Below are 23,135 nucleotides of genomic sequence, written 5' to 3'. Positions count from 1 at the left end.
GAGTCTGCGCCGTTGCCGTCGGCGTCGGCGGCCGCCCTGGGAGTTCTTGCGTCGGGCGGCGGATCGGGCTGCGGGCACGATCGACACCCTGGCATGGCGAACGGGTGAATGTCCACATACCGGGTATGCAGGCACCGTCACCCGGTGCCGAACCCGGGAGGGCGGTTGACCCCAGCGCCTCGGGTGGCAGACTGCCTGCATGGCGATTCACCGGAATCTTCTCGACGGCCCCGACCCGACCCTTCTCCCGGAGGACGAGCAGCCCTACCGCATGCTGGCGGAGGAGTCGGCCTCACCCACCCAGGTGGCCGCCGACTTCCCGACCTTCTGCCTGGCCTGGGCGATGCTCGCCGACGACGCCTACGCGGCCGGCCGCTACGTCGAGTCCTACGCCTACGCCCGCACCGGTTACCACCGCGGCCTGGACGCGCTGCGCCGCAGCGGCTGGAAGGGCCACGGGCCGGTGCCGTGGGAGCACCGCGGGAACCGCGGCTTCCTGCGCTGCCTGGCGGCGCTCGCGCGGGCCGCCGGCGCGATCAAGGAGACCGAGGAGGAGGCCCGCTGCTGGCAGTTCCTGAAGGACAGCAGCGCGGAGGCGTACGCGGAGCTGAAGCAGTAGGACACCCACACACGTGTGCCCCCCGGTGGACTCACCGGGGGGCACCTCCGCGTACGCACGGTGGCCGGGCGCTCAGCCCGGCCACCGGGCTCACTTCAGGCGGTTGCCGGCCGAGCGCAGCTGCTGCGCGGCCTCGACCACGCGGGAGGCCATGCCCGCCTCGGCGAGCTTGCCCCAGGTGCGCGGGTCGTAGGTGCTCTTCTTGCCGACCTCGCCGTCGACCTTCAGCACGCCGTCGTAGTTGCGGAACATGTGGTCCACGACCGGGCGGGTGAAGGCGTACTGGGTGTCGGTGTCCAGGTTCATCTTCACGACGCCGTTCTCCAGCGCGGTGGCGATCTCCGCCGCGGTCGAGCCCGAGCCGCCGTGGAAGACGAAGTCGAACGGGTCGGTCTTGCCGTACTGCTTGCCGATCGCGTCCTGCAGCTCGCGCAGCAGCTCCGGCTTCAGCACGACGTTGCCCGGCTTGTAGACGCCGTGCACGTTGCCGAACGAGGCGGCCAGCAGGTAGCGGCCCTTCTCGCCCAGGCCCAGCGCCTCGGCGGTGCGCACGGCGTCGTTGACGGTGGTGTACAGCTCGTCGTTGATCTCGTGCGTGACGCCGTCCTCCTCGCCGCCGGTCGGGGTGATCTCGACCTCAAGGATGATCTTGGCGGCGGCGGCCTGGGCCAGCAGCTCCTGGGCGATGGCCAGGTTGTCGGCGAGGGTCTCGGCCGAGCCGTCCCACATGTGCGACTGGAACAGCGGGTTCTGGCCCTTGGCCACGCGCTCGGCGGAGATCGCCAGCAGCGGGCGGACGTAGCCGTCCAGCTTGTCCTTCGGGCAGTGGTCGGTGTGCAGCGCGACGGTGATGTCGTACTTGGCGGCGACGATGTGCGCGAACTCGGCCAGCGCCACGGCGCCGGTCACCATGTCCTTGTTGTGCTGGCCGCCCAGGAACTCCGCGCCACCGGTCGAGATCTGGATGATGCCGTCGCTCTCGGCCTCGGCGAAACCACGCAGTGCGGCGTGCAGGGTCTGCGACGACGTGACGTTGATGGCCGGGTAGGCGAACTTGCCCGCCTTGGCCCGGTCCAGCATCTCGTTGTAGACCTCGGGAGTTGCGATGGGCATGCGATCCGCTCCTGTCGGGTTGCGGCGTACGGACGGTGCTGTCCGACGCTGTGTACGCCTTCGGTACGACTCCGTGCCGGCCGCCGACGCGCGGCGCTGCGGTGTGGCTCTCCGGCACCAAGGTTCGAGGCGACCTCCGCGGTACGGCGATGAGGGTGGTGTGCCGCTGCGGACCGGACGCCTGGGCCATCTTCCCAGACTCGTGCCCGCAGGTCAGCAGGAGCCCGCCAGTCGGACCGTCGCCGCCGGCGGTGCGGACCGCCCCGCGTGCGACGCCGGGAGGACACCGGATCCACCCGCCGGGCGAAGCCTTCGTACAGGACGGCCCGCTATCCTGCGCCCGTGGACTCTTACCAGCTGGCCGTCAACCTGCTCGACGCCAAATCACTGATCTCGTCCCTCGGCGCCATCGGGCTGATCGCGATCATCTTCGCGGAGACCGGCCTGCTGGTCGGGTTCTTCTTCCCGGGTGACTCACTGCTGATCATCGCGGGCGTCGCCGCCTCGAACGCCGCCTCGTCGGTGCTCGGCGACGGCGCCAAGCTGCCGATCGCCGTCCTGCTCATCGGGACCCCGGTGGCCGCGATCGCCGGCGCCCAGCTCGGGCACCTGATCGGGGTCAAGGTCGGGCCGAAGATGTTCGACAAGCCCGATTCGAAGATCTTCCGGCGCGAGTACGTGCTGAAGGCGGAGGAGTACTTCAACAAGTTCGGGCCCGGCAAGGCCGTGGTGCTGGCCCGCTTCATGCCGATCGTCCGCACCTTCCTCAACCCGGTCGCCGGCACCCTGGAGATGCCCGCCAGGACGTTCTTCCTGTGGAACGTCATCGGCGGTGTGCTGTGGACCGAGTCCATGCTGCTGATCGGCTACTTCTTCGGCGACGCGCTCGCCCCGGTGATCGACAAGTACCTGATCCCGGCGGTGCTGCTGATCGTCCTGCTCTCGGTCTCGCCGATCCTGATCGAGGTCCTGCGCGAGCGCAAGAAGAAGAAGGCCGGTGGCGTGGAGAGCGCCGATGCCGACACGGACACCGTGCAGAGCGGCGGCGGCCGCCACCGGCGGGGCTGAGCACCGGGGCTTCCGGGCACCTGCCGAGGGGCCGGGTCCTGTTTCACGTGAAACAGGACCCGGCCCCTCGTGTGTCTCAGGCGTCCGGGCGTCGGGCCGTTCGGGCTCAGAGGCCCAGGTCGTCCAGGGTGTACGCGGTCACGTAGGGCAGGCCCTGCGCCTCGACCGCGGCCGCGCCGCCGCGCTCCACGATCACCGCGACGCCGACCACCTCGGCGCCCGCCTCGCGCAGCGCCTCGACGGCGGTCAGCACCGAGCCGCCGGTGGTGGAGGTGTCCTCGACCGCCAGCACCCGGCGGCCCTTGACCTCCGGGCCCTCGATCCGGCGCTGCAGGCCGTGCGCCTTGCCCGCCTTGCGGACCACGAAGGCGTCCAGCTCACGCCCGCGCGCGGCGGCGGCGTGCAGCATCGCGGCGGCCACCGGGTCGGCGCCCAGGGTCAGACCGCCGACGGCGTCGTACTCCAGGTGCGAGGTCGCGTCCAGCATCACCCGGCCGACCAGCGGGGCGGCCTGGCCGTCCAGCGTGATCCGGCGCAGGTCGACGTAGTAGTCGGCCTCCTTGCCGGAGGAAAGGGTGACCTTGCCGTGCACGACGGCCTTGTCCTTGATCTGTGCCAGCAGGGCGTCGCGGTCGTTGCTCATGAGCGTTCAGTCTAGTCCGCTCCCGGGTCGGTCAGCGGCGACGCAAGGCCCTGACCAGCACCACGGCGCCGCCCAGCAGGGCCACCCCGCCGCCGATCACCCACGGCACGGCGTTCCGGCCGCCCGAACCCGGCACCACGATCCCGCCGGCCTCGCCGCCCCAGCGGGACGCCGCCCGGGCCCGGGCACTGCGGGCCGGCAGCGCCGGGGCGTACCGTCCGCGCGGCGGGGCGTGGTCCACCTCCTCGGCCGACCGGCCGACGATGCTGCGGCGCACCGGGCCGCCGCCCGCCGGCTCGTCCTCGTACTCGAACAGCGGCTCGGCGGGGAGCTCCTCGGCGACGCCCTCCTCGTGCCCGTCGTCGCCGGTGGCGCCGGTGGGCAGGCCGAAGCGCTCGGCGTCGGCGTCGGAGAAGGCGATCAGGTCGGACAGGTCGTCGTCGAGGTCGTCGCCGGGCTGGTCCTGGTGCTCCTCGATGAAGACCACGTCGGCGTCGTCGGCGTCGTCGGCGCCGTCGGAGCCGTCGTTGTCGGTGTCGGCCGTGGTGTCGGCGTCGGTGCCCGTCTCCGGGGCGCCCTCGCCCTCGCCCTCGCCGTCGCTCTCCGGCTCCTGCTCGGCGTCCGGGGAGGCGAGCGCGGCGGCGAAGCGGTCCAGCAGCCGGCGGCCGGTGGCGTCGAGGGTCTCCTCGTCGAACTCGGTGAGCCGGCCGGTGGCGCTCAGGTCACCCGTGAAGCGGACCACCGCGGTGCCGTCCTCGGCGCCGTCCGCGACGCTGACCCGGACGGTGGCGGTCGCCTCGCCGCTGCCGCGGGCCTCCTGGCCCTCGGCGAACACGGTCAGCACGCCCTCGCGCCCCTCGATCAGCGACAGCACGCCCTTGTAGGTGATGGTGGAGCCGCCGATGCGCAGCTTCAGCCGGCCGCCGATCTCCTCCGCCGGCCCGGCACCGACCGCGGCCGGTTCGGTGCTCAGCCCAGGCACGCTACGGGCCAGCAGAGCCGGATCCTGCAGGGCCTGCCGCACCAACTCGGCGGACATCGGGACGACAACCTCATGCTCCATGCCACGGAGCCTACCGACCCAACCCCGCACGGTCCCTACCTACCGCCACCCGACTTCCCCGTCCCGCCCCCGGCCGGCCCTGCCCTCAGCGGGGCCCGAGCAGGGTGAGGGCGGCCGGGGGGCGGGTGGGGCGGAGGGCGGTGAGGCGGGCGGCCGAGCTGCGGAGGCCGTCGGGGGTGAGGGCGCGGGGCGGTGGCGCGTCGGGGGCGAGGGCGAGCGGGGGTCGGGCGGCGGCCGCGAGGAGGAAGTGCTGGGCGGTGTCCGGCGGGTCGGCGCGGCAGCTCGCGGTGGCGCCGCCCTGGACGGCGTACGGGACGGTCTGCAGCCCCGCCGTCCGCAGACCGGACTCGATCTGCCAGAGGCCACCCGCGTCGCCGCCGCCCCGGACGGCGACGCGGCCGCCGGGGGAGAGCAGCCGGGTGGCGAGGCCGTAGAACTCCTGGGAGTGGAAGGTGACCGGTCCGCCGTCGGCGGGTGCGGGCAGGTCGGCGAGCACCACGTCGTAGGTGCCGTCGGCCGCGGCGGCGCCGCCGCGCAGCCAGGCCATCGGGTCGGCGGCGGTGGTGTGGACGCGGGGGTCGTCGAGGGAGTGGCCGGTGAGGGCGGCGAGCCCCGGGTCGGTGCGGGCGAGCCGGGGGAGTGCGGGGTCGGCGTCGACGAGCCGGACGGAGCGGACGCCGTGGTGCCGGAGCACCTCGCGGAGGGCGAGCCCGTCGCCGCCGCCGAGGAGCAGGATCCGGGCGTCCGGTCCGGCGGCCATCGCCGGGTGGACCAGGGCTTCGTTGCCGCGGTACTCGTCGGGTCCGCAGACGGCGAGCCGTCCGCCGAGGTAGAGCCGGAGCGGGCCTTCGGCGGGGCCGGTGAGCACGATCTCCTGGTAGTGGCTGCGGGTGGCGAAGCGGACCTGGGCGCCGTAGAGGGCGTGCCGGGCGGAGCGTTCGATGGCGTCGGAGCCGGCGGCGGCCGCGGCGAGCAGGGCGAGGACGAGCGCGCAGCCGCCCCAGAGCAGGAGTCGTAGCCGGGGGGTGGGTTCCTCGCGGAAGAGCCAGAGCACGACGGCGGCTCCGGCGACGGCGTTGACGGCGCCGGTGACGAGGGCGCCGGTGCCGGGCCCGAGGCCGGGGAGGATGAGGAAGGGGAAGGCGAGGCCGCCGATCAGCGCGCCCACGTAGTCGGCGGCGAAGAGGTCGGCGGCGGCGCGCCCGGCGTCCTCGCGCCGGATCCGCTGGATGAGGGTCATCAGGAGCGGGATCTCGGCGCCGATGAGGATGCCGATGAGGCAGGTGAGGCCGACCATGGCGGCCTGGTAGCGGCCGATCCAGGCCCAGCAGGAGTAGAGCGCGAGGACGGAGAGGCCGCCGGTGAGCGCGAGGGCGCATTCGACCAGGGCGAAGGCGGTGGCGGGCCGTCGGGTGAGGCGTTTGGCGAGGAGTGAGCCGAGGCCCATCGCGAACACCATGACGGAGAGCACGACGGAGGTCTGGGTGACCGAGTCCCCGAGCAGGTAGTCGCCGAGTGCCACGAGTTCGAGTTCGTAGACGAGTCCGCAGGCCGCGCAGACGAACGCGGCCAGCAGGACGGTCAGGCGGGCCAGCCGGGGGTGGGAGCGCAGCCGGGACCGACGGCGGGCGGGCAGGGGGGCGAGGCTCCGCCCGGGCCGGGGTGGGGCGCCGTCGTCGATGTCCACTCGCGAGCGGGCGGGTGGACCGGCCGGATGGTTGATCACGAACAAACGCTAGGGGACGTTCGGGACGGATAGCTGCGTCCATTCGACGGACAGTGCAGGATGCCGCGTTGACGAATCGTTCCTGCGTACGATTCATAGGCTGTAGCCGGATCGGCCCCCTTGGTCGGATCGGCGGCCGTCATGCTTCGGACACCACCAGCGAGGACCGGGTGCAGACCAGCTGGCCCTCCTGCGGGTAGGCGTGCCAGGTGCGCCAGAGCAGCCGGTCCACGCCGCCCTGGGTGACCAGCGCGGTGAAGGCGCTCGGGTCGCCCGGGAACACCCCGGCCAGGCCGCGCGGGTGCCCCTCGACCAGGGCCAGCAGTTCCTGGGCGCGGGCCGCGAAGTCGTGCGGGGGCAGCGCCTCGATCCGGGCCGCGAACTCGTACTCCCAGCCGCCGACCTGCTTGGCCACCCGGGCCGGCAGCGGGGTGCGACGGCCGGGCAGGCAGGCGACGGTCTCCAGGCACCTGCCCGGGCCGGCGGCGATCACCACCTGGTGCGAAGCGCCCAGCAGCCGCAGTTGGAGGGTGCCGGACCTGCCCGGGCGGCCGCCTCCGTCGAGTCTCAGGTCGCGGACCGCGAGAGCGGGCAGCGGTTCGCCGCCCAGGCACCAGGCCAGGTCACCGGCGCGGGTGTCCGTGTAGGAGGTCTGCAGTGTGGTGAGCATGCTCGGCTCCGCGTTTCAGCTCCGTGCGCGCCCGCCGAGCAGCATCGAGTAGGCCTAGGCGATGGCGAGGCTGTTCGTGGCTGTGCGGCCCTGGGCGCGGCCGACCGTGGAAGGAAGGATTCCGGCTGGAGATTCAGCAGCAGAGAAGCACGAATACGCCGGGTCCGTCGGTGATTTACCCAACTTTGTCAAGCATTCACCGGTTAGAGCACACCAGCTCCCCGGCTCTGATCGACCCGGTGTGCGACTCTGCACAGCGCGCGCCCCTCTCACCGGTTCGTGCGCCGTGCACGCCGGTAGTGAGCCGTGGACACGGCCCGCACGCCTCCGCCCTGCGTGCGCCGGGCGCGCAGGGCGGGGCGGACGTTCCGGAGAGGTCGGCGGAATTGTCTCAGAGGCATCAACACGGCATGGTCGTCAGGAGAGTTGACGATCAATCATCCGCCCTGTCGGGCCATCATTGCTCCCCTCGCGACCGGGGGTCGATCGGTGCGAGGACCCCGAGCCGGTCCTCGACCGCTTGGGCCGCCGCCAGGCAGAGGTCCTCGCGGAACGCTCGCCCGACGAGTTGCACCCCGGTCGGCAGGCCGTCGGCCAGGCCGGTGGGCACCGCCACCGCGGGCAGCCCCGCGAAGCTGGTCGCCTTGCACAGCCGCATCGCCGTGCGGACCAGCTCCCACCCCGCGGCGTCCCGGGACTCGACGCCCGGTTCCACCGGTGGCTCGGTGAACACCGGTCCGAGCAACAGCGGGTACTCGTCCAGGAATTCGGCCCAGGAGCGGCGGATGCCGAGCCAACTCCCCATCAGCTGCACGAGTTCGTCGGCCGTCGCGGGCGGAGTCCGCGCCATCGTCATGTCGATGTAGCGGTCGCCGCCCGGGCCGAGCAGGGTGCGCACCGCGGGCCACCCGGGCGCGAACTCGGTCATCACGATCCGGTCGCAGACGTCCAGGGTCTCGTCGATCCGCGGGACGTCCGCCACCTCGCGCACGTCGTACCCGGCGTCCCGCAGCGCCGCCGCCGCGCGTTCGACCGCGGCCCGGACCGTCGGGTGGACGCCGTGTCCGCCCGGGTCCGCCACGACCGCGACCTTCACCGGTCCGGGCAGCGGCTCGCCGTAGCGCGGCACGGGCAGGGCCCGCGGGTCGCGCGGATCGGGGCCGGCCAGCACCTCGTAGGCGAGCCGCAGGTCGGCGACGCTCCGGGCGAGCGGGCCGTCGGTGACCAGCCACTGGGCGGCCGGGCCCGGGTCCTGCGGCCCGAACGCGCGGTGGTCGGCGGGGAAGCGGCCGGTGGACGGCTTCAGCCCGGCGACCCCGCAGAACGCGGCCGGGACGCGGATGGAGCCGCCGGAGTCGTTGCCGAGCCCGAGCGCGGCCAGGCCGGTCGCGACGGCCGCGCCGTCACCGCCGCTGCTGCCGCCCGGGGTGCGGCCGGGCTCCCACGGATTGGCGGTGTCCCCGTACAGCTCGCTGCGGGTGTGCATCCCGGCCAGGATCAGGGTCGGCATGTTGCTGTGCCCGATCGGTACGGCCCCGGCCGCGCGGAGCCGGGCCACCGGGGGAGCGTCGGCCCGCGCCACCAGGTCGCGGAAGCGTGGCACCCCGAAGGTGGTCGCCACCCCCTCGACGGCGGTGGTCTCCTTCACCGTGAACGGCACGCCCGCCAGCGGGCCAAGCTCCTCACCCGCGGCCCGCGCCCGGTCGAGCCGCCGCGCCTGCGCGCGGGCGCGCTCCGCCAGGACCTGGGTGACGGCGTTGACCTGCGGGTTCACCGCATCGATCCGCTCCAGGTGGCTGTCGAGCAGTTCGACGGCCGAGACCTCTCCGCTGCGTACCGCCGCCGCCTGCGCGGTGGCCGTCAGGCGCCACAGGGCGTCCGGCATGATGTGCTCCCCTCTTCGTACCGATGCACTCGTATCGGTACCGTAGCCTGGGACCCGATACGAGCGCATCGAATAAACCGGAGGCGGGGCCCGTGCCCAGACAGGTGGACCACGAGAGCCGGCGCCGGCGGATCGCCGAGGCGGTCTGCCGGCTCGCCGACGAGCGCGGCCTGGAGGGGGTGACCCTGCGCGACGTGGCCGACCGCGCGCAGGTCTCGGCCGGCGCCGTCCAGCGCTGCTTCCGGACCAAGGACGAGATGCTGCGCTTCGCCCTCGGCTACGTCGGCGAGCGGATCACCGCCCGGGTCCGGACGCCCCCCGCCGCCGACCCGGCGCCGACGGCCGCCGCCGCCCTGGCGCACGCGGCCACCGAGGTGGCGCTGCTCGGCGAGGGGCAGCGCTCCGAGGCGCGGGTCTGGCTGGCCTTCGTCGCCCAGGCCGCCGTCGACGAACGGCTGGCCGGGCCGCTGAACGCCGACTACGCCGCCCTGGAAGGCCTGTTCACCCGGCTGATCGCCGAGGCGTCGCCGACCGCCGGCCCGGACGCCGTCCGGGAGGCCAGGGCACTGCTCGCCCTGGCCGACGGGCTCACCACGCACGTCCTCGTCGGCCGCCTCACCGCCCCCGAGGCCCGGGCGATCCTGCACGCCCATCTGGCTGGTCTAGGGCGGGGCTGACCATTCCCGTCGGCCGGCCGTCGGATCAGAGGCGCTGCAGCCGTGACACCGCCTCCTCCAGCACGGAGTCCTTCTTGCAGAAGGTGAAGCGGACGAGGCTGCGGCCGGCCTCGGCGTTGTCGTAGAAGACGGCGTTGGGGATGGCGACGACGCCGCAGCGCTCGGGCAGGGAGCGGCAGAAGTCGATGCCGTCCTTCTCGCCGAGCGGGGTGATGTCGGTGGTGATGAAGTACGTGCCCTCGGGGGTGAACACCCGGAAGCCGGCCGAGGTGAGGCCGTCGGCCAGCAGGTCCCGCTTGCGGAGCAGGTCGGCGCGGAAGCCGTCGAAGTAGTCGTCGGGGAGTCGGAGGGCCTCGGCGACGGCGTACTGGAAGGGGCCGGCGCTGACGTAGGTGAGGTACTGCTTGGCGGTGCGGACGGCCGAGACCAGGGCCGGGCTCGCGGTGACCCAGCCGACCTTCCAGCCGGTGAAGGAGAAGGTCTTGCCGGCCGAGGAGATGGCGACGGTGCGTTCGCGCATGCCGGGCAGGGCGGCGATGGGGTGGTGGGTGGCGCCGAAGACGAGGTGCTCGTAGACCTCGTCGGTGACGACCAGGAGGTCGTGTTCGACGGCGAGGGCGGCGATGGCGGCCAGTTCGTCGGCGGTGAGGACGGTGCCGGTGGGGTTGTGCGGGGTGTTGATCAGCAGCAGCCGGGTGCGCGGGGTGATCAGGGTGCGCAGCTCGTCCAGGTCCGGGCGGAACGAGGGCGCGCGCAGGGTGAGCGGGACGCGGGTGGCGCCGGCCATGGCGATGCAGGCGGCGTAGGAGTCGTAGAAGGGTTCGAGGGCGATCACCTCGTCGCCGGGCTCCAGCAGGGCGAGCAGGGTGGCGGCGATGGCCTCGGTGGCGCCGGCGGTGACCAGCACCTCGGTGTCCGGGTCGTACGTGAGGCCGTGGAAGCGCTGCTGGTGCTCGGCGATGGCGGTGCGCAGCTCGGGGATGCCGGGGCCGGGCGGGTACTGGTTGCCGCGGCCGTTCACCACCGCGTCGGCGGCGGCCCGCGCGATCGAGGCGGGCCCGTCGGTGTCGGGGAAGCCCTGGCCGAGGTTGATCGAGCCGGTGGCCGTGGCCAGCGCCGACATCTCGGCGAAGATGGTCGTGCCCATGCCCGCCAGCCTGCGGTTCAGCAGCGGCCTGTTACCCATCGGTGGCTCCTCACGCGTCGTCGTCGGCCCCATCCTGGGACAGCCGGGGGCCGGGGACAAGGACGGCCCGACCACCTGGGGCCAAGTGGTCGGGCCGTGCTCGCGTGCCGGGGGAGGGGTCAGGCCTCGTTGGTGCCCTCGGGGGTCCCGCCCTCGCCGTCCTCGCCCTCGATGTCGTTCTGCAGGCCGAGGCGCTCGACGATCCACTGCTCGAAGCCGACGGAGGCCTGGGTCCAGTTGGCGGTGGTGGTGACGAAGTAGTCCAGGTTGACACCGGTGCCGACGATCATCTGGGCCTCGCCGATCAGGCGGACCACGCCGTCCTCGTGGGTGTGGGTGTAGACCTTGGGCCAGAGGGTCTCGCGGTTCCACTCGTCGATGAGGTCGAGGATCTCGCCCTTCTTCTCCAGCGGGTACGCGCGGTCGTAGAACGCGCGCACCGCGAAGAGCTCCTTCTGCTCGCCGCGGAACATGTAGTAGACGCGGAAGCCCTCCCAGGGGGCGGTGAGGTCGCCCTCTTCGTCCACGACGTGCTTGAGCTGCATCTGGTCCAGCAGCTGGGTGACCAGGCCCTGGTCCGGGACGATGATCGGCGGCGGGCCGGCCGGCCGCCCCTGGCCGCCGGGCTGACCGCCCTGGGGGGCGCCGAACGACGGGATGGACGACGGGTCGATGCTCATGGGGGTCCTCTTCCTCAGTGCACGTGGTGGCCGGCAATGAGAGGCCGCCCTTTCCACCTCCCATCCTGCCTCATTCGGGGCTCGCCTCACAGGGGCACCCGGGCACGCGTCGATCTTCGATCGGGGCTTTCCGGTGCCTGGTGAACGGGGCTTTGGTGACGGAGCGTGTCCGGTCGGGCAGCGCCCGGGCGAGGGTGTCGGCCGGCCCGTCCGCGAGCGCATCGCGCCTCAACTGCGCGGTGCCACGCAGAGGTTGCCCGGGCCGCCTGCTCGACTGTGCGGGCGGCCCGGACCTGCGGCGCTACTTCTCCAGCGGGCCGCGACTGCGGATGGTGAGGCGGTCGCCTTCCTCGTCCCGATCGACCAGGACGGTGTCCCCGTCGTGCACCTGGCCGGACAGGATCGCCCGGGCCAGCTGGTCGCCGATCGCGGACTGGACGAGCCGGCGCAGCGGTCGGGCGCCGTACGCCGGGTCGTAGCCGGTGAGGGCCAGCCAGTCGCGGGCGGCCTCGGAGACGTCCAGGGTGAGCCGCCGCTCGCGCAGCCGCTCGCCGAGGCGGGCCACCTGGAGGTCGACGATCCGGCTCAGCTCGGCGGTGCCCAGCGGGTCGAAGACCACGATGTCGTCCAGCCGGTTGAGGAACTCGGGCTTGAACGCCGCCCGGACGGAGTCCAGCACCAGGGCCTTCTTGCGGTCCTCCGGGATGGCCGGGTCCACCAGGAACTGACTGCCCAGGTTGGAGGTCAGGATCAGGATCGCGTTGCGGAAGTCCACCGTGCGGCCCTGGCCGTCGGTGAGCCGGCCGTCGTCCAGCACCTGGAGCAGGACGTCGAAGACCTCCGGGTGGGCCTTCTCCACCTCGTCCAGCAGCACCACGCTGTACGGGCGGCGGCGGACCGCCTCGGTGAGCTGGCCGCCCTCCTCGTAGCCGACGTACCCGGGCGGGGCGCCGACCAGGCGGGAGACCGAGTGCTTCTCGCCGTACTCGCTCATGTCGATCCGGACCATGGCCCGCTCGTCGTCGAACAGGAAGTCGGCCAGGGCCTTGGCGAGTTCGGTCTTGCCGACGCCGGTGGGGCCGAGGAAGAGGAACGAGCCGGTCGGGCGGTCCGGGTCGGCGATGCCGGAGCGGGTGCGGCGCACCGCGTCCGAGACCGCCTGCACGGCCTCCGTCTGGCCGATCAGGCGACGGCCCAACTCCTCCTCCATGCGCAGGAGTTTGGCGCTCTCGCCCTCCAGCAGGCGGCCGGCCGGGATGCCCGTCCAGGAGGCGACCACGTCGGCCACGTCGTCCGGGCCGACCTCCTCCTTCACCATCGAGGCGGAGGCGTCCTGGTCCGCGGCACGCTCCTGGGCGTCGGTGAGCTCCTTCTCGGCGGCCGGGATCTCCGCGTACATCAGCTTCGACGCCCGCTCGAAGTCCCCGTCGCGCTGGGCCCGTTCGAGCGCGCCCTGCAGGTCGTCCAGCCGCTCCTTGAGCTCGCCGACCCGGTTGAGGCTCTTCTTCTCCTGCTCCCAGCGCGCGTTCAGGGCGCTCAACTGCTCGTTCCGGTCGGCGAGATCGCGCCGCAGCCGGTCCAGCCGGTCGATCGAGGCGGCGTCCGACTCCTTCTCCAGGGCCAGCTCCTCCATTCGCAACCGGTCGACGGAGCGCTGGAGTTCGTCGATCTCGACCGGGGAGGAGTCGATCTCCATCCGCAGCCGGGAGGCCGCCTCGTCGACCAGGTCGATCGCCTTGTCCGGCAGGAAACGGGAGGTGATGTAGCGGTTGGACAGGGTGGCCGCGGCGACCAGCGCGGCGTCCGCGATCTGCACCTTGTGGTGCGCCTCGTACCGGCCCTTGAGGCCGCGCAGGATCGCGATCGAGTCCTCCACGCTGGGCTCGCCGACCAGCACCTGCTGGAAGCGGCGCTCCAGGGCCGGGTCCTTCTCGATCCGCTCGCGGTACTCGTCCAGCGTGGTGGCGCCGACCATCCGCAGCTCGCCGCGGGCCAGCATCGGCTTGAGCATGTTGCCGGCGTCCATCGCGGAGTCGCCGCCGGCACCCGCGCCGACCATGGTGTGCAGCTCGTCGATGAAGGTGACGACCTGGCCGTCGCTCTGCTTGATGTCGTTCAGGACGGCCTTCAGCCGCTCCTCGAACTCGCCGCGGTACTTGGCGCCGGCCACCATCGCGCTGAGGTCCAGCGCGACCAGCCGCTTGCCGCGCAGCGACTCCGGCACGTCGCCGGCGACGATGCGCTGGGCCAGGCCCTCGACCACGGCGGTCTTGCCGACGCCCGGCTCGCCGATCAGCACCGGGTTGTTCTTGGTCCGGCGGGAGAGGACCTGGACCACCCGGCGGATCTCCTGGTCCCGGCCGATCACCGGGTCGAGCTTGCCGTCCCGAGCGGCCTGGGTCAGGTCGGTGCCGTACTTCTCCAGCGCCTTGTAGGTGCCCTCCGGGTCCGGCGAGGTGACCCGGCCGCTGCCGCGCACGTCCTTGAACGCGGCGAGCAGCGCCTTGGGCGTCGCGCCCTGCTGCACCAGCAGCTCGGCGACGGGCCCGCCCTCGGCGGCCAGGCCGACCAGCAGGTGCTCGGTGGAGACGTACTGGTCGTCCAGGTCGTCGGCCCGCCGGCCGGCCTCGGTGAGCACCGCGAGGGTGTTCCGGGCGAGCTGCGGTGCGGCGACGGTCGAGCCCATCGCCTTGGGCAGGGCGGCCAGCTGGCGGCGCGCCTCGGCGTCGATCCGGGTGACGTTCGCCCCGACGGCCTCCAGCAGCGGCCGGGCGATGCCCTCGGGCTGCTCCAGCAGGGCGATCAGGATGTGCACCGGTTTGACGTCCGGGTTTCCGTCCGCGCCCGCCTGCCGGATCGCGGCGGACAGGGCGTCCTGCGTCTTGGTGGTGAACTTGCTGGCGTCCACTGCTGGGGGATCCTCCCTCGTCGTCCTTCAGTGCTGCTACCTACAGCATGCACTAAGTTGAGTCTATTCCGCTCAAGTTTTTACCTCGCGTGCTCAGGCCCGCTTCGTCCGGGGCGTCCGGCGGGTCAGCACCAGCAGCTCCCGGGCCGGCCCGCTCGGCCGCTGCCCGGGCGGCCACACCGCGCGCAGCGGCCGCCGCAGGTCCAGCCCCTCCGCCAGCGGCACCTCCACCAGCCGCCGGGTGGCCAGCTCCTCCACCACCGCCAGTTCGCTCAGGCAGACCGGCCCGGCCCCGGTCATCGCCGCCGCCTTCAACGCGGTGGACGAGGCCAGCTCCAGCCGGGGCCGCACCGCGCTCCCGTACGGCGCCAGCGCCATCTCCAGCACCTCCCGGGTGCCGGAGCCCGACTCGCGCAGCGCCAGCGGGGTGGCCGCCAGCTCGGGCCCGGTCAGCGGCGTCCGGCGGCGTGCCCACGGGTGGCCGGGCGCCACCACGACCACCAGCCGGTCCGCCGCCACCACCGCGCCGGCCAGCCCGGGCGGGGTGGACGGGCCCTCGACGAAGCCGAGGTCGGCGTCCCCGGCCAGTACGTGCCCGGCGACCTCCGCCGAGTTCGCCGTCCGCAGTGTCACCGACGTCCCCGGACTGACCTCGGCCAGCGCCAGCAGCCAGCCCGGCATCAGGTACTCGGCGACGGTCAGGCTGGCCACCACCCGCAGCTTGGCGTCCCGCCGCTCGCGCAGCGCGTCGATCCCGGCGTCCAGCGACTGCGCCGCCTCCACCACCTGCCGGGCCCACTCGACCACCAGCCGGCCCGCCTCGGTCGGCTTGCTGCCCCGGGGGGAGCGCTCCAGCAGCGGGACACCGACCTGCCGCTCCATGCCCTTGATCCGGGCGCTGGCGGTCGGCTGGCTGACGCCCAGCTCGGCCGCCGCCCGTCCGACGCTGCCCAGCCGGGCCACCGCGAGCAGCAGTTCCAGGGCACCGAGCTCGGGGACGCGGGGGGAGAGGGCCATAGGTTCAGGCTATGTCCTCATAGAGCCCGCGGCGCTACCGGAGCCCCGCCCGGGGCGGCACGGTGGAACCATGTCCACCTTGGCCGATGCCCGCCCGCTCGCCCGTCCCTCGCTGAACGCCCGCCTCGCCCGCCTCGACCTCTCCCAGCTCGGTCCCAACTGGTACGCCGCCGTCATGGGCACCGCGATCCTGGGCAACGGCGCCGCCGTCCTGCCGGTCCGGCTGCCCGGGCTCACCGGCTTCGGCGTGGTGATGTGGGCGCTCGGACTCGCCGCCCTGCTGGTGCTGGGCGCGGCCCGGCTGGTCCACCTCACCCGGCACCGCGAGGCCGCCCGCACCCAGCTGCTGGACAACCCGGCCACCGCCGTCTTCTACGGCTGCCCGCCGATGGCCCTGCTCTCGGTCGGCCTCGGCACCCTGCTGCTCGGTTCCCGGGTGATCGGCACCGGCCCCGCGGTGGCCGTCGACGCCGTGCTGTGGGGCGTCGGCACCCTGTACGCGCTGGCCGTCGCCGGCGGCATCCCGTACCTGATGATCACCCGGCACCCGGTCTCCGCCCTGGAGGCCAACCCGACCTGGCTGCTGCCGGTGGTCGCCCCGCTGGTCGCCTCCGCCACCGGCCCGGCGCTCATCCCGCACCTGCCGGCCGGGCCGGCGCAGCAGGCGATGCTGTACGGCTGCTGGGCCCTCTTCGGGGTCGGCCTGCTGGCCACCCTGGTGCTGCTGCCCGTGGTCTTCACCGGGCTGTTCCACAGCAAGCTGCCCACCCTGGTGCTCACCCCCTCGCTGTTCCTGGTGCTCGGCCCGCTCGGCCAGTCCGTCACCGCCGTCCACCAACTCGCCGACGCCGCCCGGCCGGTGCTGCCCGCCCTGGCGCCGACCATGCTCCCCTTCGCCGAGCTGTACGGCGTCGCGGTGATCGGCGTCGCGATGCTCTGGCTGGCCGTCGCGCTCACCGCCAACCTGCGTGCCCGCCGGGCCGGGATGCCGTTCGCGATGACCTGGTGGGCGTACACCTTCCCGATCGGCACCTGCGTCACCGGCGCCTCCGCGCTCGCCCGGCACACCGGGTTCGGCGGCTTCACCGCGCTCGCCGCCGGGCTCTACCTGCTGCTGGCCGTCGCCTGGGTGCTCGCCGCCGGCGGGACGGCCGCCGGGCTCGCCCGCGGGCGGCTGCTGGCGCGCTGAGCCGCCGTCATGCCCGGTGGACGCCCCCGGTGCAGAAATTCGCACCCGCTGCTTGACCGCGCACGGCCAACCGGTCGTACCGGCGGGCTCCGCCCACCCACCCCGCTGGCCTCGGCCTTTACCGGAACCCGGCCCGCCGCTCGGCCCGCCCCGCCCAGCCCCCGTGCAGATAGCTGCAATTGCGCGAACATGCACTCGGGCGCCACTTGTTCACCGGCCGTCACGCTGTGAGGGTGGAAGTCACGCCAGGCCGTCCGGGCACCGCAGCCCGACGCTGGCGACTTGCTCTTCGGAACTGACCGCAGGTGCAACGACCCGCACCTGTGGAACGGGGGGGAAGAGCGCCGGTCGGGGCGCCATGTGTGGTGATGGTCCCGGAACCGGAACCGGCGAGGCGTTGCTGCTCCGCCTCGACGGAAGCGCCTAGGCGCTGGCGTGGTGACGGCGGCCCCCGGGCATCCCGGAGTGCGACGGCACCCGGGCCCCGGGGGTCCGCCGGCCGCCCGGTACCGTGACCGCCGAGCCCCGCGCCGGACGGCGCGAAGGCGGCACCAGGGGAGAAGAGTCCGGCAGGGAGTGTGCGACGTGACGGCGGAACCGGCGGTCGCGCCGCGGCACGGACAGCCCGAGGGCGAACCCGACGAGGCCGCCCGGAAGTTGTACCTGGCGATCCTCGCCGCAGGCGGTCGCGTCCCGTTCACCGGCGCCCAGGAGACCGACCCGGCCGCGCTCCGTCAGCTCATCGGCCTCGGCCTGCTCATCGCCAACCCGATGGACCGCTGCTACACCGCCATCAGCCCACGCTCCGTCAGCGACCGCCTGGGCGCCGAACTCCGCAGCGAGGCGACCAGACTGCTGGTCCGCGCGGAGAACCTCCCCGGCGCCCTCGACGGCCTCACCCGCGCCTACGACGCGATGCCCCGCCCGGCCGGCGGCGCCGGCGGGTCCGTCCACGTCGAGGGCCACGTCCACATCCGTCAGCGGATCTCCCAACTCGCCTCCGACTGCCGCTCCGAGGTCCTCGCCGCCCAGCCCGGCCACCGCCCCGCCGACACCCTTCAGGTCGCCCTGCTCCAGGACGTCCGGCTCCTCCAGCGTGGCTGCTCCCTGCGCACCATCTACCAGCCGGACGCCCTCGCCGACCCGCCCGTCCTCGCCTACGTCGAAGAGGTCACCCGGCACGGCTCCCTCATCCGCGTCCTCGACGAGCCGTTCCAGCGGCTGATCGTCTTCGACCGCGCCGTCGCGGTGATCTCCGCCAGCGACGACAACAGCACCGCCGCATTCCTCACCGACCCGGCCGCCGTCGCCTTCCTGGTCGGCGCCTTCGAACGCGACTGGGCCCGCGCCGACACCGCCGCCGCGCCCGGCCCCACCCGCACCGCCCCCGACCGGATCGGGCGCCTGCTCGCCCGCGGCCTCACCCAGCGGGCCGTCGCCACCCGGCTCGGCCTGAGCGAACGCACCGTCGCCGCCCACATCTCCCGCCTGCGCGACCGCCACGGCGCCCAGACCCTCTTCCAACTCGGCTGGCTGATGCGAGGCACCCGCGATGGCTGAACCCGTGCTCGACGTCCTCGACGCCGCCGCCCGCGACCTCTACCGGTCGATCCTGCGTGCGGGAGGCCGGATCCGGATGGCGGAGGTCGCGGCGCAGGACGCGGACACCGTCCGGGCGCTGCTGGACCTGGGTCTGTTGAAGGCCTACGTCTCGGAGGGCTCGCTCAGCGCGGTCAACCCGCGTGCGGTCACCGCCCGGATCGGTGCCGACCTGCGGGCCGCGGGCACCCGGTTGCTGATGCAGGCGGAGGAACTTCCCGACCTCCTCGGCGATCTCACCACCGCCTACGACACCGCCCCCCGGCGCCACGAACGGACCGGGGCCACCCGGATCGTCGACGGGATCGACAACATCCGGCACCGTGTCTCCCAACTCTCCGAGGAGCTGCGGCACGAAGTGCTGTCCGCCCAGCCGGGCGGCGCTCGTCCGGCGGACGCCGCCGACGACATCGTCGACCACGCCCGTCGTTTCACGGAGCTGGGCGGTGCCATTCGCACCCTGTACGAGACGGCGGCACAGTTCGACGGCCCGACCGTCCGGTTGGCCGCCCGGCTGACGGACATCGGCTGCCACGTCCGGGTCGCGCCGTTCTCGTTCCCCAAGATGATGGTCTTCGACCGTACGGTCGCCGTCATCCCCGCGTCGGCCGGTTTCGACAGCGCGGCCTTCGTGGAGGACCCGGCGACGGTGGACTTCCTGGCCGAGGTGTTCGACCGCTTCTGGCAACTGGCCGAGGGCGTGAACTGGGCCGCGCTCGCGGAAGGCGCGGCGGAGCCCGTGATCCACGAGCAGGTGGGGCGCCTGCTCGCGCAGGGGCTCACGCAGCGGGCGATCGCCACCCGGCTCGGCCTGAGCGAGCGGACGGTGGCCGGCCACATCGCCCGGCTGCGTGAGCTGTACGACGCGGAGACGCTCTTCCAACTGGGCTGGCAGATGCGGGGAGCCCGGACGGGGAAGCCCGGTGAGTGAGCGCTGCTCAGCCGGTGGCGGCGCCGGTCGGCCAGTAGCCGGCCCGGCCGACGACGGGGGGCTGCTGCCGGGGGACGTTGAACTGCTCACCGGGGGCGGTCCAGAAGCCCTCGCGCAGGGACAGCGCCATGCCGGCCCAGTCGAGCGCGGTCTCCACGGTGTGGTTGAGGGCCTCCTGCGACCAGGTGTCGTCGAAGACCAGCGGGAGGACGGGGGCGACCTGCTCGATGGTGGCGATCAGCGGGTTGTGCGTGATGGCCTCGTCGACGAGGAGGACGATCGGCTTCCGCAGTGCCGACGCCCAGCCCAGCTCCAGGCTCACCCCGGCCGACAGCGGCGCTCCGACGTAGGCGAACACGAGGTCCGCGGACTGCAGCGCCCGGAAGTCGGACGGAACCCGGGGCTCCGGCGCCTGCCCGGCGACGGTCCAGGCGTCACTGTGGTGCGCGCTGTACACGGCGGCACCGCTGCGGAGCAGGGTGGTGCGAAGCGTCGTCAGCCGCGTCCGGCTGGCGAGCGTCACCACACTGTCCGCCGGCCCGGTCAGCCGCATCAGCGGCGCGGCCAGGAACACACGTGCACGCCGGCCCTCGGGGGCCTGTCCGGCGTGCTCTCGCAGGTAGGGCTCACTCATTGTCGACTCCGGGGATAGGTGCCAACCAGGCCGATCGCCCCGTTGGGTGGTGACTATCGGAATGCTGCTGTGCATTCGTTATGGTCGAAACAAACTAGTCATGGACATGTTGATTGTGGTGTCCCCGTCTTCCCCCTCCCGCGAGAGGGTTGGGGAGTGCACTGATCGTCTCTGTCGACCGTCGCCACCGTCCACAGAGCCGTGGTGTCATCTCGATGCCTGGCAGAGAGATGACGCACTGAGGTAGCAGGCCCCCTGGCTTCCGGCATGGGCTTGCGGCATTATGTGGCAGGTTGTTCGAAACAATGGGCTGGGTACCCGCACTAAGCCTTACAAAGAGAGGGGGCACCATGTCTCGGATACGCCGGGTGGTGCGGTTTGTCCTGGTTCCAGTCGTTGTGGGTCTGGCGCTTTTCATCGGCAGTGGTTCGAGTCCGGCTGACGACACGATCTGGAACATCGGGGTTTCCCATGATGTGGCAGCGCCAAAGACCATGGCGTTGGCCAATGACACCATCTGGAACTGAGACTGCCGCGACGCTTGGTCAGTGATAGCTGTCGGAGTCGATCGGAACGCTGTTCCGGGCCAACGCATACCCGAGTTGGAAGAGTGACTCGACATTGTGCTCGTCGCGCATCTCGGCCAGATGCCGCGCGAGCGTCCGTTCGCTGATGCCGAGTCTGCGGGCGATCACGCGGTGGTTCACGCCTTCGAGCATGAGGTCGATGATTGTCTGTCGCATCCCGGAGACCACCTGCTGCGGAACGGCGCGCGCGCCGTCGAAGTCCAGCGCCCGGCTCCAGTTCCGCTCGAAGATCTCGCTGATCAGGTAGCTGATGACGGCCCGATCATGGACGAACGCGGCCAGATTGAGGTCCTCGGCGATGGGGATGACCGCGATTCGACGATCGATGACGATCAATCGCGTGTAAGGCTCCTCCAGCGTCCGGAACCGTCCGCCGGCCTTGGTTATCGTGGCCACGTATTCCCTGGTGGGAGCGTGGTACCGGGTGCTCGGGTGGTAGATCGTCCTGAGCGTGATGCCCAGGCGGAGGGCTTCGAGGTCGCGGGCGAGAATGCCGGTGAGCGCCTCCGACGGGCGTGGACCGCCGGGTTGGGCGGCGAGAATCTCCTCCGAGGCGCTGGCGACGATCTGCTGCACCCGCTGGTTGATCAGCACCTTGCCTCGCACGTACTCGATCGCGCCGCCGGCCTGCTCCGGTGAGTGGTAGGCGGCCGTCAGGTCGTGGAGATCGGTGGCGAGGGCCGATGCGCGAGTGAGCAGGTCGAGTGCCTGGCGCTGCCAGGTCACGGAGAGGCTCTCGGACAGCTGCTGAGGGTCGACCGCGACGAGGACACCGGGTTCGTCGGTGTCGGCGACCAGAAGGCCTATGGCCACCAACTCGTCCTGGGCCCCGCCTGCCCTGGCGAGGTCGGAGTCCTTCGGGATCCGCCCGTTCTCGCGGATGACCGCCAGATACAACTCCCGCGCTTCTTTCGAGAGGACGGAGGGCCCAATCGCGGCGGTACTGGGCTGTTCTCGTCCACTCATCTGCGGGCTCCTTGCCGTGGCCGTGTCTGCACTACCTGCCGGGCACCAATACCGGAATCGCAGTGCAGCATGCCAGATCGGGTGGCATCGGTGAGGGCGACAAGATTTGTTCGACAGCACTCTCTCACCACGATCAAGCCGCCGGCACCCCCCGGGTGGAGGGGAGCCGGCGGCTGGAGGTGTTCAGCCAAGTCAGCGCTTGGGACGCCAGACGACGAGGGCGCTGGACTGGGTGGGGGGCTGGTACGGGACGAGGTCGCGGCGGTAGGAGGCGTGGACGGCGGCCTCGCGCTGCTGGAGGGCGGTGGCGGCGCCCTCCAGGGAGTCGACGAGCTCGGTGATGCGGGACTGCAGGGCCGTGACCTGGTTCTCCAGCTCGATGATCCGCTTGATGCCGGCCAGGTTGATGCCCTCGTCCTGGGACAGCCGCTGGACCTCGCGCAGTTGCTGGATGTCGCGCGCGGAGTAGCGGCGGCCGCGGCCGGCGGTGCGGTCGGGGCAGACCAGACCGAGGCGGTCGTACTGGCGCAGGGTCTGCGGGTGCAGGCCGGAGAGCTCGGCGGCGACGGAGATGACGTACACCGGGGTGTCCTCGGTGAGTACGTACTGCGGCGGGGCGGCGGGGCGCCGGGTGCGGCGGCCGTCGCCGGGCAGGCCTTCGCCGATGCCGGGCCCGATGGGGCCGATGCCGGGGCCGATGGGGCTGTCGGGGATCATCTGGTCGTCACGCTCCCTTCGCCGCCCGGAAGAGGGCGGCTCGTGGGTCGTCGGAGGCGGTGGCCTCGCGGTACTGCTCCAGGGCGTTCAGCGCGTCGCCGGAGACGCGCTGCGGCACCACGACCTCGACGGTGACGAGGAGGTCGCCGCGGGTGCCGTCCTTGCGGGTGGCGCCCTTGCCGCGGGCGCGCATGGTGAGGCCGTTGGCGCTGCCGGGGGGCAGCTTGAGCTTCACGGCGGGGCCGTTGAGCGTGGGCACCTCGATGGTGCCGCCGAGGGCGGCTTCGGGGAAGGTGACGGGGACGGTGACGGTGAGGTTGTCCCCCTTGCGCCCGAAGACGGGGTGCGGGTCGACGTGCACGGTGACGTACAGGTCGCCGGGCTGGCCGCCGCGTTCGCCCTGGGCGCCCTTGCCCTTGAGCCGGATGCGCTGGGCGTCCTGGACGCCGGCCGGGATGCGCACCTGCATGGTGTGGGCGGAGCTGGCCCGGCCGCTGCCGTGGCAGTCGGCGCACGGGTCGTCGACGATCATGCCGCGGCCGCGGCAGTCCTTGCACGGCTCGGAGAGCGCGAACGCACCCTGGCCGCGGCTGACGGTGCCGGCGCCGACGCAGGTCGGGCAGACCCGCGGGGTGGTGCCGGACTTGGCGCCGGTGCCGTTGCAGCTGCGGCAGGGGGACTGGCTGGTCATCCGGAGGGGGACGGTCGCGCCGTCGACGGCCTCGTCGAAGGCGAGGGTGACCTCGGTCTCGACGTCGGCGCCGCGCCGGGGCTGGGCCTGCCGGCCGCCGCTCCGGTTGAAGAGTCCGCCGAAGACGTCGCCGAGTCCGCCGCTGCCGGTGGTCTGGCTGCCGCTGAAGAGGTCGCCGAAGTCGAAGCTGTAGCTGCCGGTGCCCTGGCCGGGGCCGCCGGCCCGGAAGCCGCCGTTGGCGAAGAGGCTGCGGGCCTCGTCGTACTCCTTGCGGCGCTTCTCGTCGGACAGGACGTCGTAGGCCTCGGAGATGTCCTTGAACCGCTCTTCGGCCTTGGTGTCGCCCTTGTTGGCGTCCGGGTGGAACTCGCGTGCGAGCTTGCGGTAGGTCTTCTTGATCTCGGCGGCGGTGGCGTCCTTGGGCACGCCGAGGACCTTGTAGTAGTCCTTCTCCACGTAGTCCTTGCCACTCATGCGTCCACCTCGCTCCGCTCGGCAGCCGCTTCGCGCAACACGCACCTGCCAACGATTCGCTCGCTGCGCCTGCTCATGAGCTGCCGCCACCT

Annotated in this window: 20 protein-coding genes; 6 read left to right on the top strand and 14 right to left on the bottom strand. The window is 72.7% G+C overall.

Features of this window, described 5'->3' with window-relative positions; genetic code table 11:
* Positions 1-199 precede the first annotated feature (199 nt).
* Positions 200-619 carry a DUF3151 domain-containing protein gene (locus ACIO5E_RS07625; protein WP_400470529.1) on the top strand — a complete coding sequence of 140 codons (420 nt, stop codon included), beginning with the start codon at positions 200-202 and terminating at the stop codon, positions 617-619.
* Positions 620-709: 90 nt separating this feature from the next.
* Here the strand turns inward: ACIO5E_RS07625 and fbaA are convergent, their stop codons facing one another.
* On the bottom strand, positions 710-1,732 hold the full coding sequence (gene fbaA / locus ACIO5E_RS07620) for a class II fructose-bisphosphate aldolase (protein WP_280673780.1): 1,023 nt from the start codon (positions 1,730-1,732) through the stop codon (positions 710-712).
* A 342-nt stretch (positions 1,733-2,074) separates the two neighbouring features.
* On the opposite strand from fbaA, the gene ACIO5E_RS07615 reads away from it, so the two are divergent.
* Positions 2,075-2,800 carry a DedA family protein gene (locus ACIO5E_RS07615; protein ID WP_400664814.1) on the top strand — a complete coding sequence of 242 codons (726 nt, stop codon included), beginning with the start codon at positions 2,075-2,077 and terminating at the stop codon, positions 2,798-2,800.
* Positions 2,801-2,906: 106 nt separating this feature from the next.
* On the opposite strand, the gene pyrE is transcribed toward ACIO5E_RS07615, so the two are convergent.
* From pyrE to ACIO5E_RS07590, 5 genes are all read right to left on the bottom strand, one after another.
* Positions 2,907-3,443 (bottom strand): orotate phosphoribosyltransferase, encoded by a 537-nt coding sequence (gene pyrE / locus ACIO5E_RS07610; protein ID WP_280673778.1) that lies wholly within the window; start codon positions 3,441-3,443, stop codon positions 2,907-2,909.
* A 31-nt stretch (positions 3,444-3,474) separates the two neighbouring features.
* Entirely contained in the window at positions 3,475-4,506 is a 1,032-nt protein-coding gene (locus ACIO5E_RS07605) for a hypothetical protein (RefSeq protein ID WP_400664812.1), read from the bottom strand.
* An 85-nt stretch (positions 4,507-4,591) separates the two neighbouring features.
* Positions 4,592-6,232, bottom strand: a complete 1,641-nt coding sequence (locus ACIO5E_RS07600; RefSeq protein WP_400664810.1) for a polyamine aminopropyltransferase — start codon at positions 6,230-6,232, stop codon at positions 4,592-4,594.
* A gap of 139 nt (positions 6,233-6,371) precedes the next feature.
* Entirely contained in the window at positions 6,372-6,902 is a 531-nt protein-coding gene (locus tag ACIO5E_RS07595; protein ID WP_400664808.1) for a DUF2617 family protein, read from the bottom strand.
* A 457-nt stretch (positions 6,903-7,359) separates the two neighbouring features.
* The gene (locus ACIO5E_RS07590; protein ID WP_400664806.1) at positions 7,360-8,787 is read right to left on the bottom strand and encodes an amidase; all 1,428 of its coding nucleotides are present in this window, start codon (positions 8,785-8,787) and stop codon (positions 7,360-7,362) included.
* A gap of 92 nt (positions 8,788-8,879) precedes the next feature.
* Between ACIO5E_RS07590 and ACIO5E_RS07585 the strand changes: the two genes are divergently transcribed.
* Positions 8,880-9,464 carry a TetR/AcrR family transcriptional regulator gene (locus ACIO5E_RS07585; protein ID WP_400664804.1) on the top strand — a complete coding sequence of 195 codons (585 nt, stop codon included), beginning with the start codon at positions 8,880-8,882 and terminating at the stop codon, positions 9,462-9,464.
* Positions 9,465-9,489: 25 nt separating this feature from the next.
* Here the strand turns inward: ACIO5E_RS07585 and ACIO5E_RS07580 are convergent, their stop codons facing one another.
* The 4 genes from ACIO5E_RS07580 to ACIO5E_RS07565 all read right to left on the bottom strand — a co-directional run bounded on the left by ACIO5E_RS07580 (position 9,490) and on the right by ACIO5E_RS07565 (position 15,255).
* Positions 9,490-10,650: a pyridoxal phosphate-dependent aminotransferase gene (locus ACIO5E_RS07580; protein WP_400664803.1), complete on the bottom strand. Its 1,161-nt coding sequence runs from the start codon at positions 10,648-10,650 to the stop codon at positions 9,490-9,492.
* 119 nt (positions 10,651-10,769) lie between these two features.
* Positions 10,770-11,330, bottom strand: coding sequence for a YbjN domain-containing protein (locus ACIO5E_RS07575; RefSeq protein WP_280673768.1), 561 nt, complete (start codon positions 11,328-11,330; stop codon positions 10,770-10,772).
* A gap of 301 nt (positions 11,331-11,631) precedes the next feature.
* Positions 11,632-14,238: an ATP-dependent chaperone ClpB gene (gene clpB / locus ACIO5E_RS07570; RefSeq protein ID WP_400664801.1), complete on the bottom strand. Its 2,607-nt coding sequence runs from the start codon at positions 14,236-14,238 to the stop codon at positions 11,632-11,634.
* Positions 14,239-14,331: 93 nt separating this feature from the next.
* Positions 14,332-15,255, bottom strand: a complete 924-nt coding sequence (locus tag ACIO5E_RS07565; protein WP_400664799.1) for a LysR family transcriptional regulator — start codon at positions 15,253-15,255, stop codon at positions 14,332-14,334.
* 70 nt (positions 15,256-15,325) lie between these two features.
* Between ACIO5E_RS07565 and ACIO5E_RS07560 the strand changes: the two genes are divergently transcribed.
* The 3 genes from ACIO5E_RS07560 to ACIO5E_RS07550 all read left to right on the top strand — a co-directional run bounded on the left by ACIO5E_RS07560 (position 15,326) and on the right by ACIO5E_RS07550 (position 18,974).
* Complete coding sequence (locus ACIO5E_RS07560) at positions 15,326-16,444, top strand: TDT family transporter (RefSeq protein ID WP_400664797.1); 1,119 nt, start codon at positions 15,326-15,328, stop codon at positions 16,442-16,444.
* A gap of 585 nt (positions 16,445-17,029) precedes the next feature.
* Entirely contained in the window at positions 17,030-18,004 is a 975-nt protein-coding gene (locus tag ACIO5E_RS07555; RefSeq protein WP_400664795.1) for a LuxR C-terminal-related transcriptional regulator, read from the top strand.
* Entirely contained in the window at positions 17,997-18,974 is a 978-nt protein-coding gene (locus tag ACIO5E_RS07550; RefSeq protein WP_400664793.1) for a LuxR C-terminal-related transcriptional regulator, read from the top strand. Before ACIO5E_RS07555 ends, ACIO5E_RS07550 begins: the two co-directional genes overlap by 8 nt.
* Before the next feature lie 7 nt (positions 18,975-18,981).
* Here ACIO5E_RS07550 and ACIO5E_RS07545 read toward each other — a convergent pair whose 3' ends face one another.
* The 4 genes from ACIO5E_RS07545 to dnaJ all read right to left on the bottom strand — a co-directional run bounded on the left by ACIO5E_RS07545 (position 18,982) and on the right by dnaJ (position 23,043).
* Entirely contained in the window at positions 18,982-19,608 is a 627-nt protein-coding gene (locus ACIO5E_RS07545; protein WP_400664791.1) for a hypothetical protein, read from the bottom strand.
* Between the two features lie 545 nt (positions 19,609-20,153).
* Positions 20,154-21,161, bottom strand: a complete 1,008-nt coding sequence (locus ACIO5E_RS07540; protein ID WP_400664789.1) for a hypothetical protein — start codon at positions 21,159-21,161, stop codon at positions 20,154-20,156.
* Between the two features lie 192 nt (positions 21,162-21,353).
* Complete coding sequence (locus ACIO5E_RS07535) at positions 21,354-21,878, bottom strand: heat shock protein transcriptional repressor HspR (RefSeq protein ID WP_280673756.1); 525 nt, start codon at positions 21,876-21,878, stop codon at positions 21,354-21,356.
* Positions 21,879-21,885: 7 nt separating this feature from the next.
* Positions 21,886-23,043, bottom strand: a complete 1,158-nt coding sequence (gene dnaJ, locus ACIO5E_RS07530) for a molecular chaperone DnaJ (protein WP_400664787.1) — start codon at positions 23,041-23,043, stop codon at positions 21,886-21,888.
* Positions 23,044-23,135: the final 92 nt, after the last annotated feature.

Origin of the sequence: Kitasatospora sp. NPDC087314, assembly GCF_044744365.1 — a bacterium.
Lineage (GTDB): Bacteria > Actinomycetota > Actinomycetes > Streptomycetales > Streptomycetaceae > Kitasatospora.
This window is presented reverse-complemented; position numbering and strand designations above follow the sequence as displayed.

Coding starts and splice junctions, on each gene's coding strand:
- ACIO5E_RS07625 (WP_400470529.1), top strand. CDS start 200: ATGGCGATTCACCGGAATCTTCTCGACGGCCCCGACCCGACCCTTCTC.
- fbaA (WP_280673780.1), bottom strand. CDS start 1,732: ATGCCCATCGCAACTCCCGAGGTCTACAACGAGATGCTGGACCGGGCC.
- pyrE (WP_280673778.1), bottom strand. CDS start 3,443: ATGAGCAACGACCGCGACGCCCTGCTGGCACAGATCAAGGACAAGGCC.
- ACIO5E_RS07605 (WP_400664812.1), bottom strand. CDS start 4,506: ATGGAGCATGAGGTTGTCGTCCCGATGTCCGCCGAGTTGGTGCGGCAG.
- ACIO5E_RS07595 (WP_400664808.1), bottom strand. CDS start 6,902: ATGCTCACCACACTGCAGACCTCCTACACGGACACCCGCGCCGGTGAC.
- ACIO5E_RS07590 (WP_400664806.1), bottom strand. CDS start 8,787: ATGCCGGACGCCCTGTGGCGCCTGACGGCCACCGCGCAGGCGGCGGCG.
- ACIO5E_RS07580 (WP_400664803.1), bottom strand. CDS start 10,650: ATGGGTAACAGGCCGCTGCTGAACCGCAGGCTGGCGGGCATGGGCACG.
- ACIO5E_RS07575 (WP_280673768.1), bottom strand. CDS start 11,330: ATGAGCATCGACCCGTCGTCCATCCCGTCGTTCGGCGCCCCCCAGGGC.
- ACIO5E_RS07565 (WP_400664799.1), bottom strand. CDS start 15,255: ATGGCCCTCTCCCCCCGCGTCCCCGAGCTCGGTGCCCTGGAACTGCTG.
- ACIO5E_RS07560 (WP_400664797.1), top strand. CDS start 15,326: ATGTCCACCTTGGCCGATGCCCGCCCGCTCGCCCGTCCCTCGCTGAAC.
- ACIO5E_RS07550 (WP_400664793.1), top strand. CDS start 17,997: ATGGCTGAACCCGTGCTCGACGTCCTCGACGCCGCCGCCCGCGACCTC.
- ACIO5E_RS07545 (WP_400664791.1), bottom strand. CDS start 19,608: ATGAGTGAGCCCTACCTGCGAGAGCACGCCGGACAGGCCCCCGAGGGC.
- ACIO5E_RS07540 (WP_400664789.1), bottom strand. CDS start 21,161: ATGAGTGGACGAGAACAGCCCAGTACCGCCGCGATTGGGCCCTCCGTC.
- ACIO5E_RS07535 (WP_280673756.1), bottom strand. CDS start 21,878: ATGATCCCCGACAGCCCCATCGGCCCCGGCATCGGCCCCATCGGGCCC.
- dnaJ (WP_400664787.1), bottom strand. CDS start 23,043: ATGAGTGGCAAGGACTACGTGGAGAAGGACTACTACAAGGTCCTCGGC.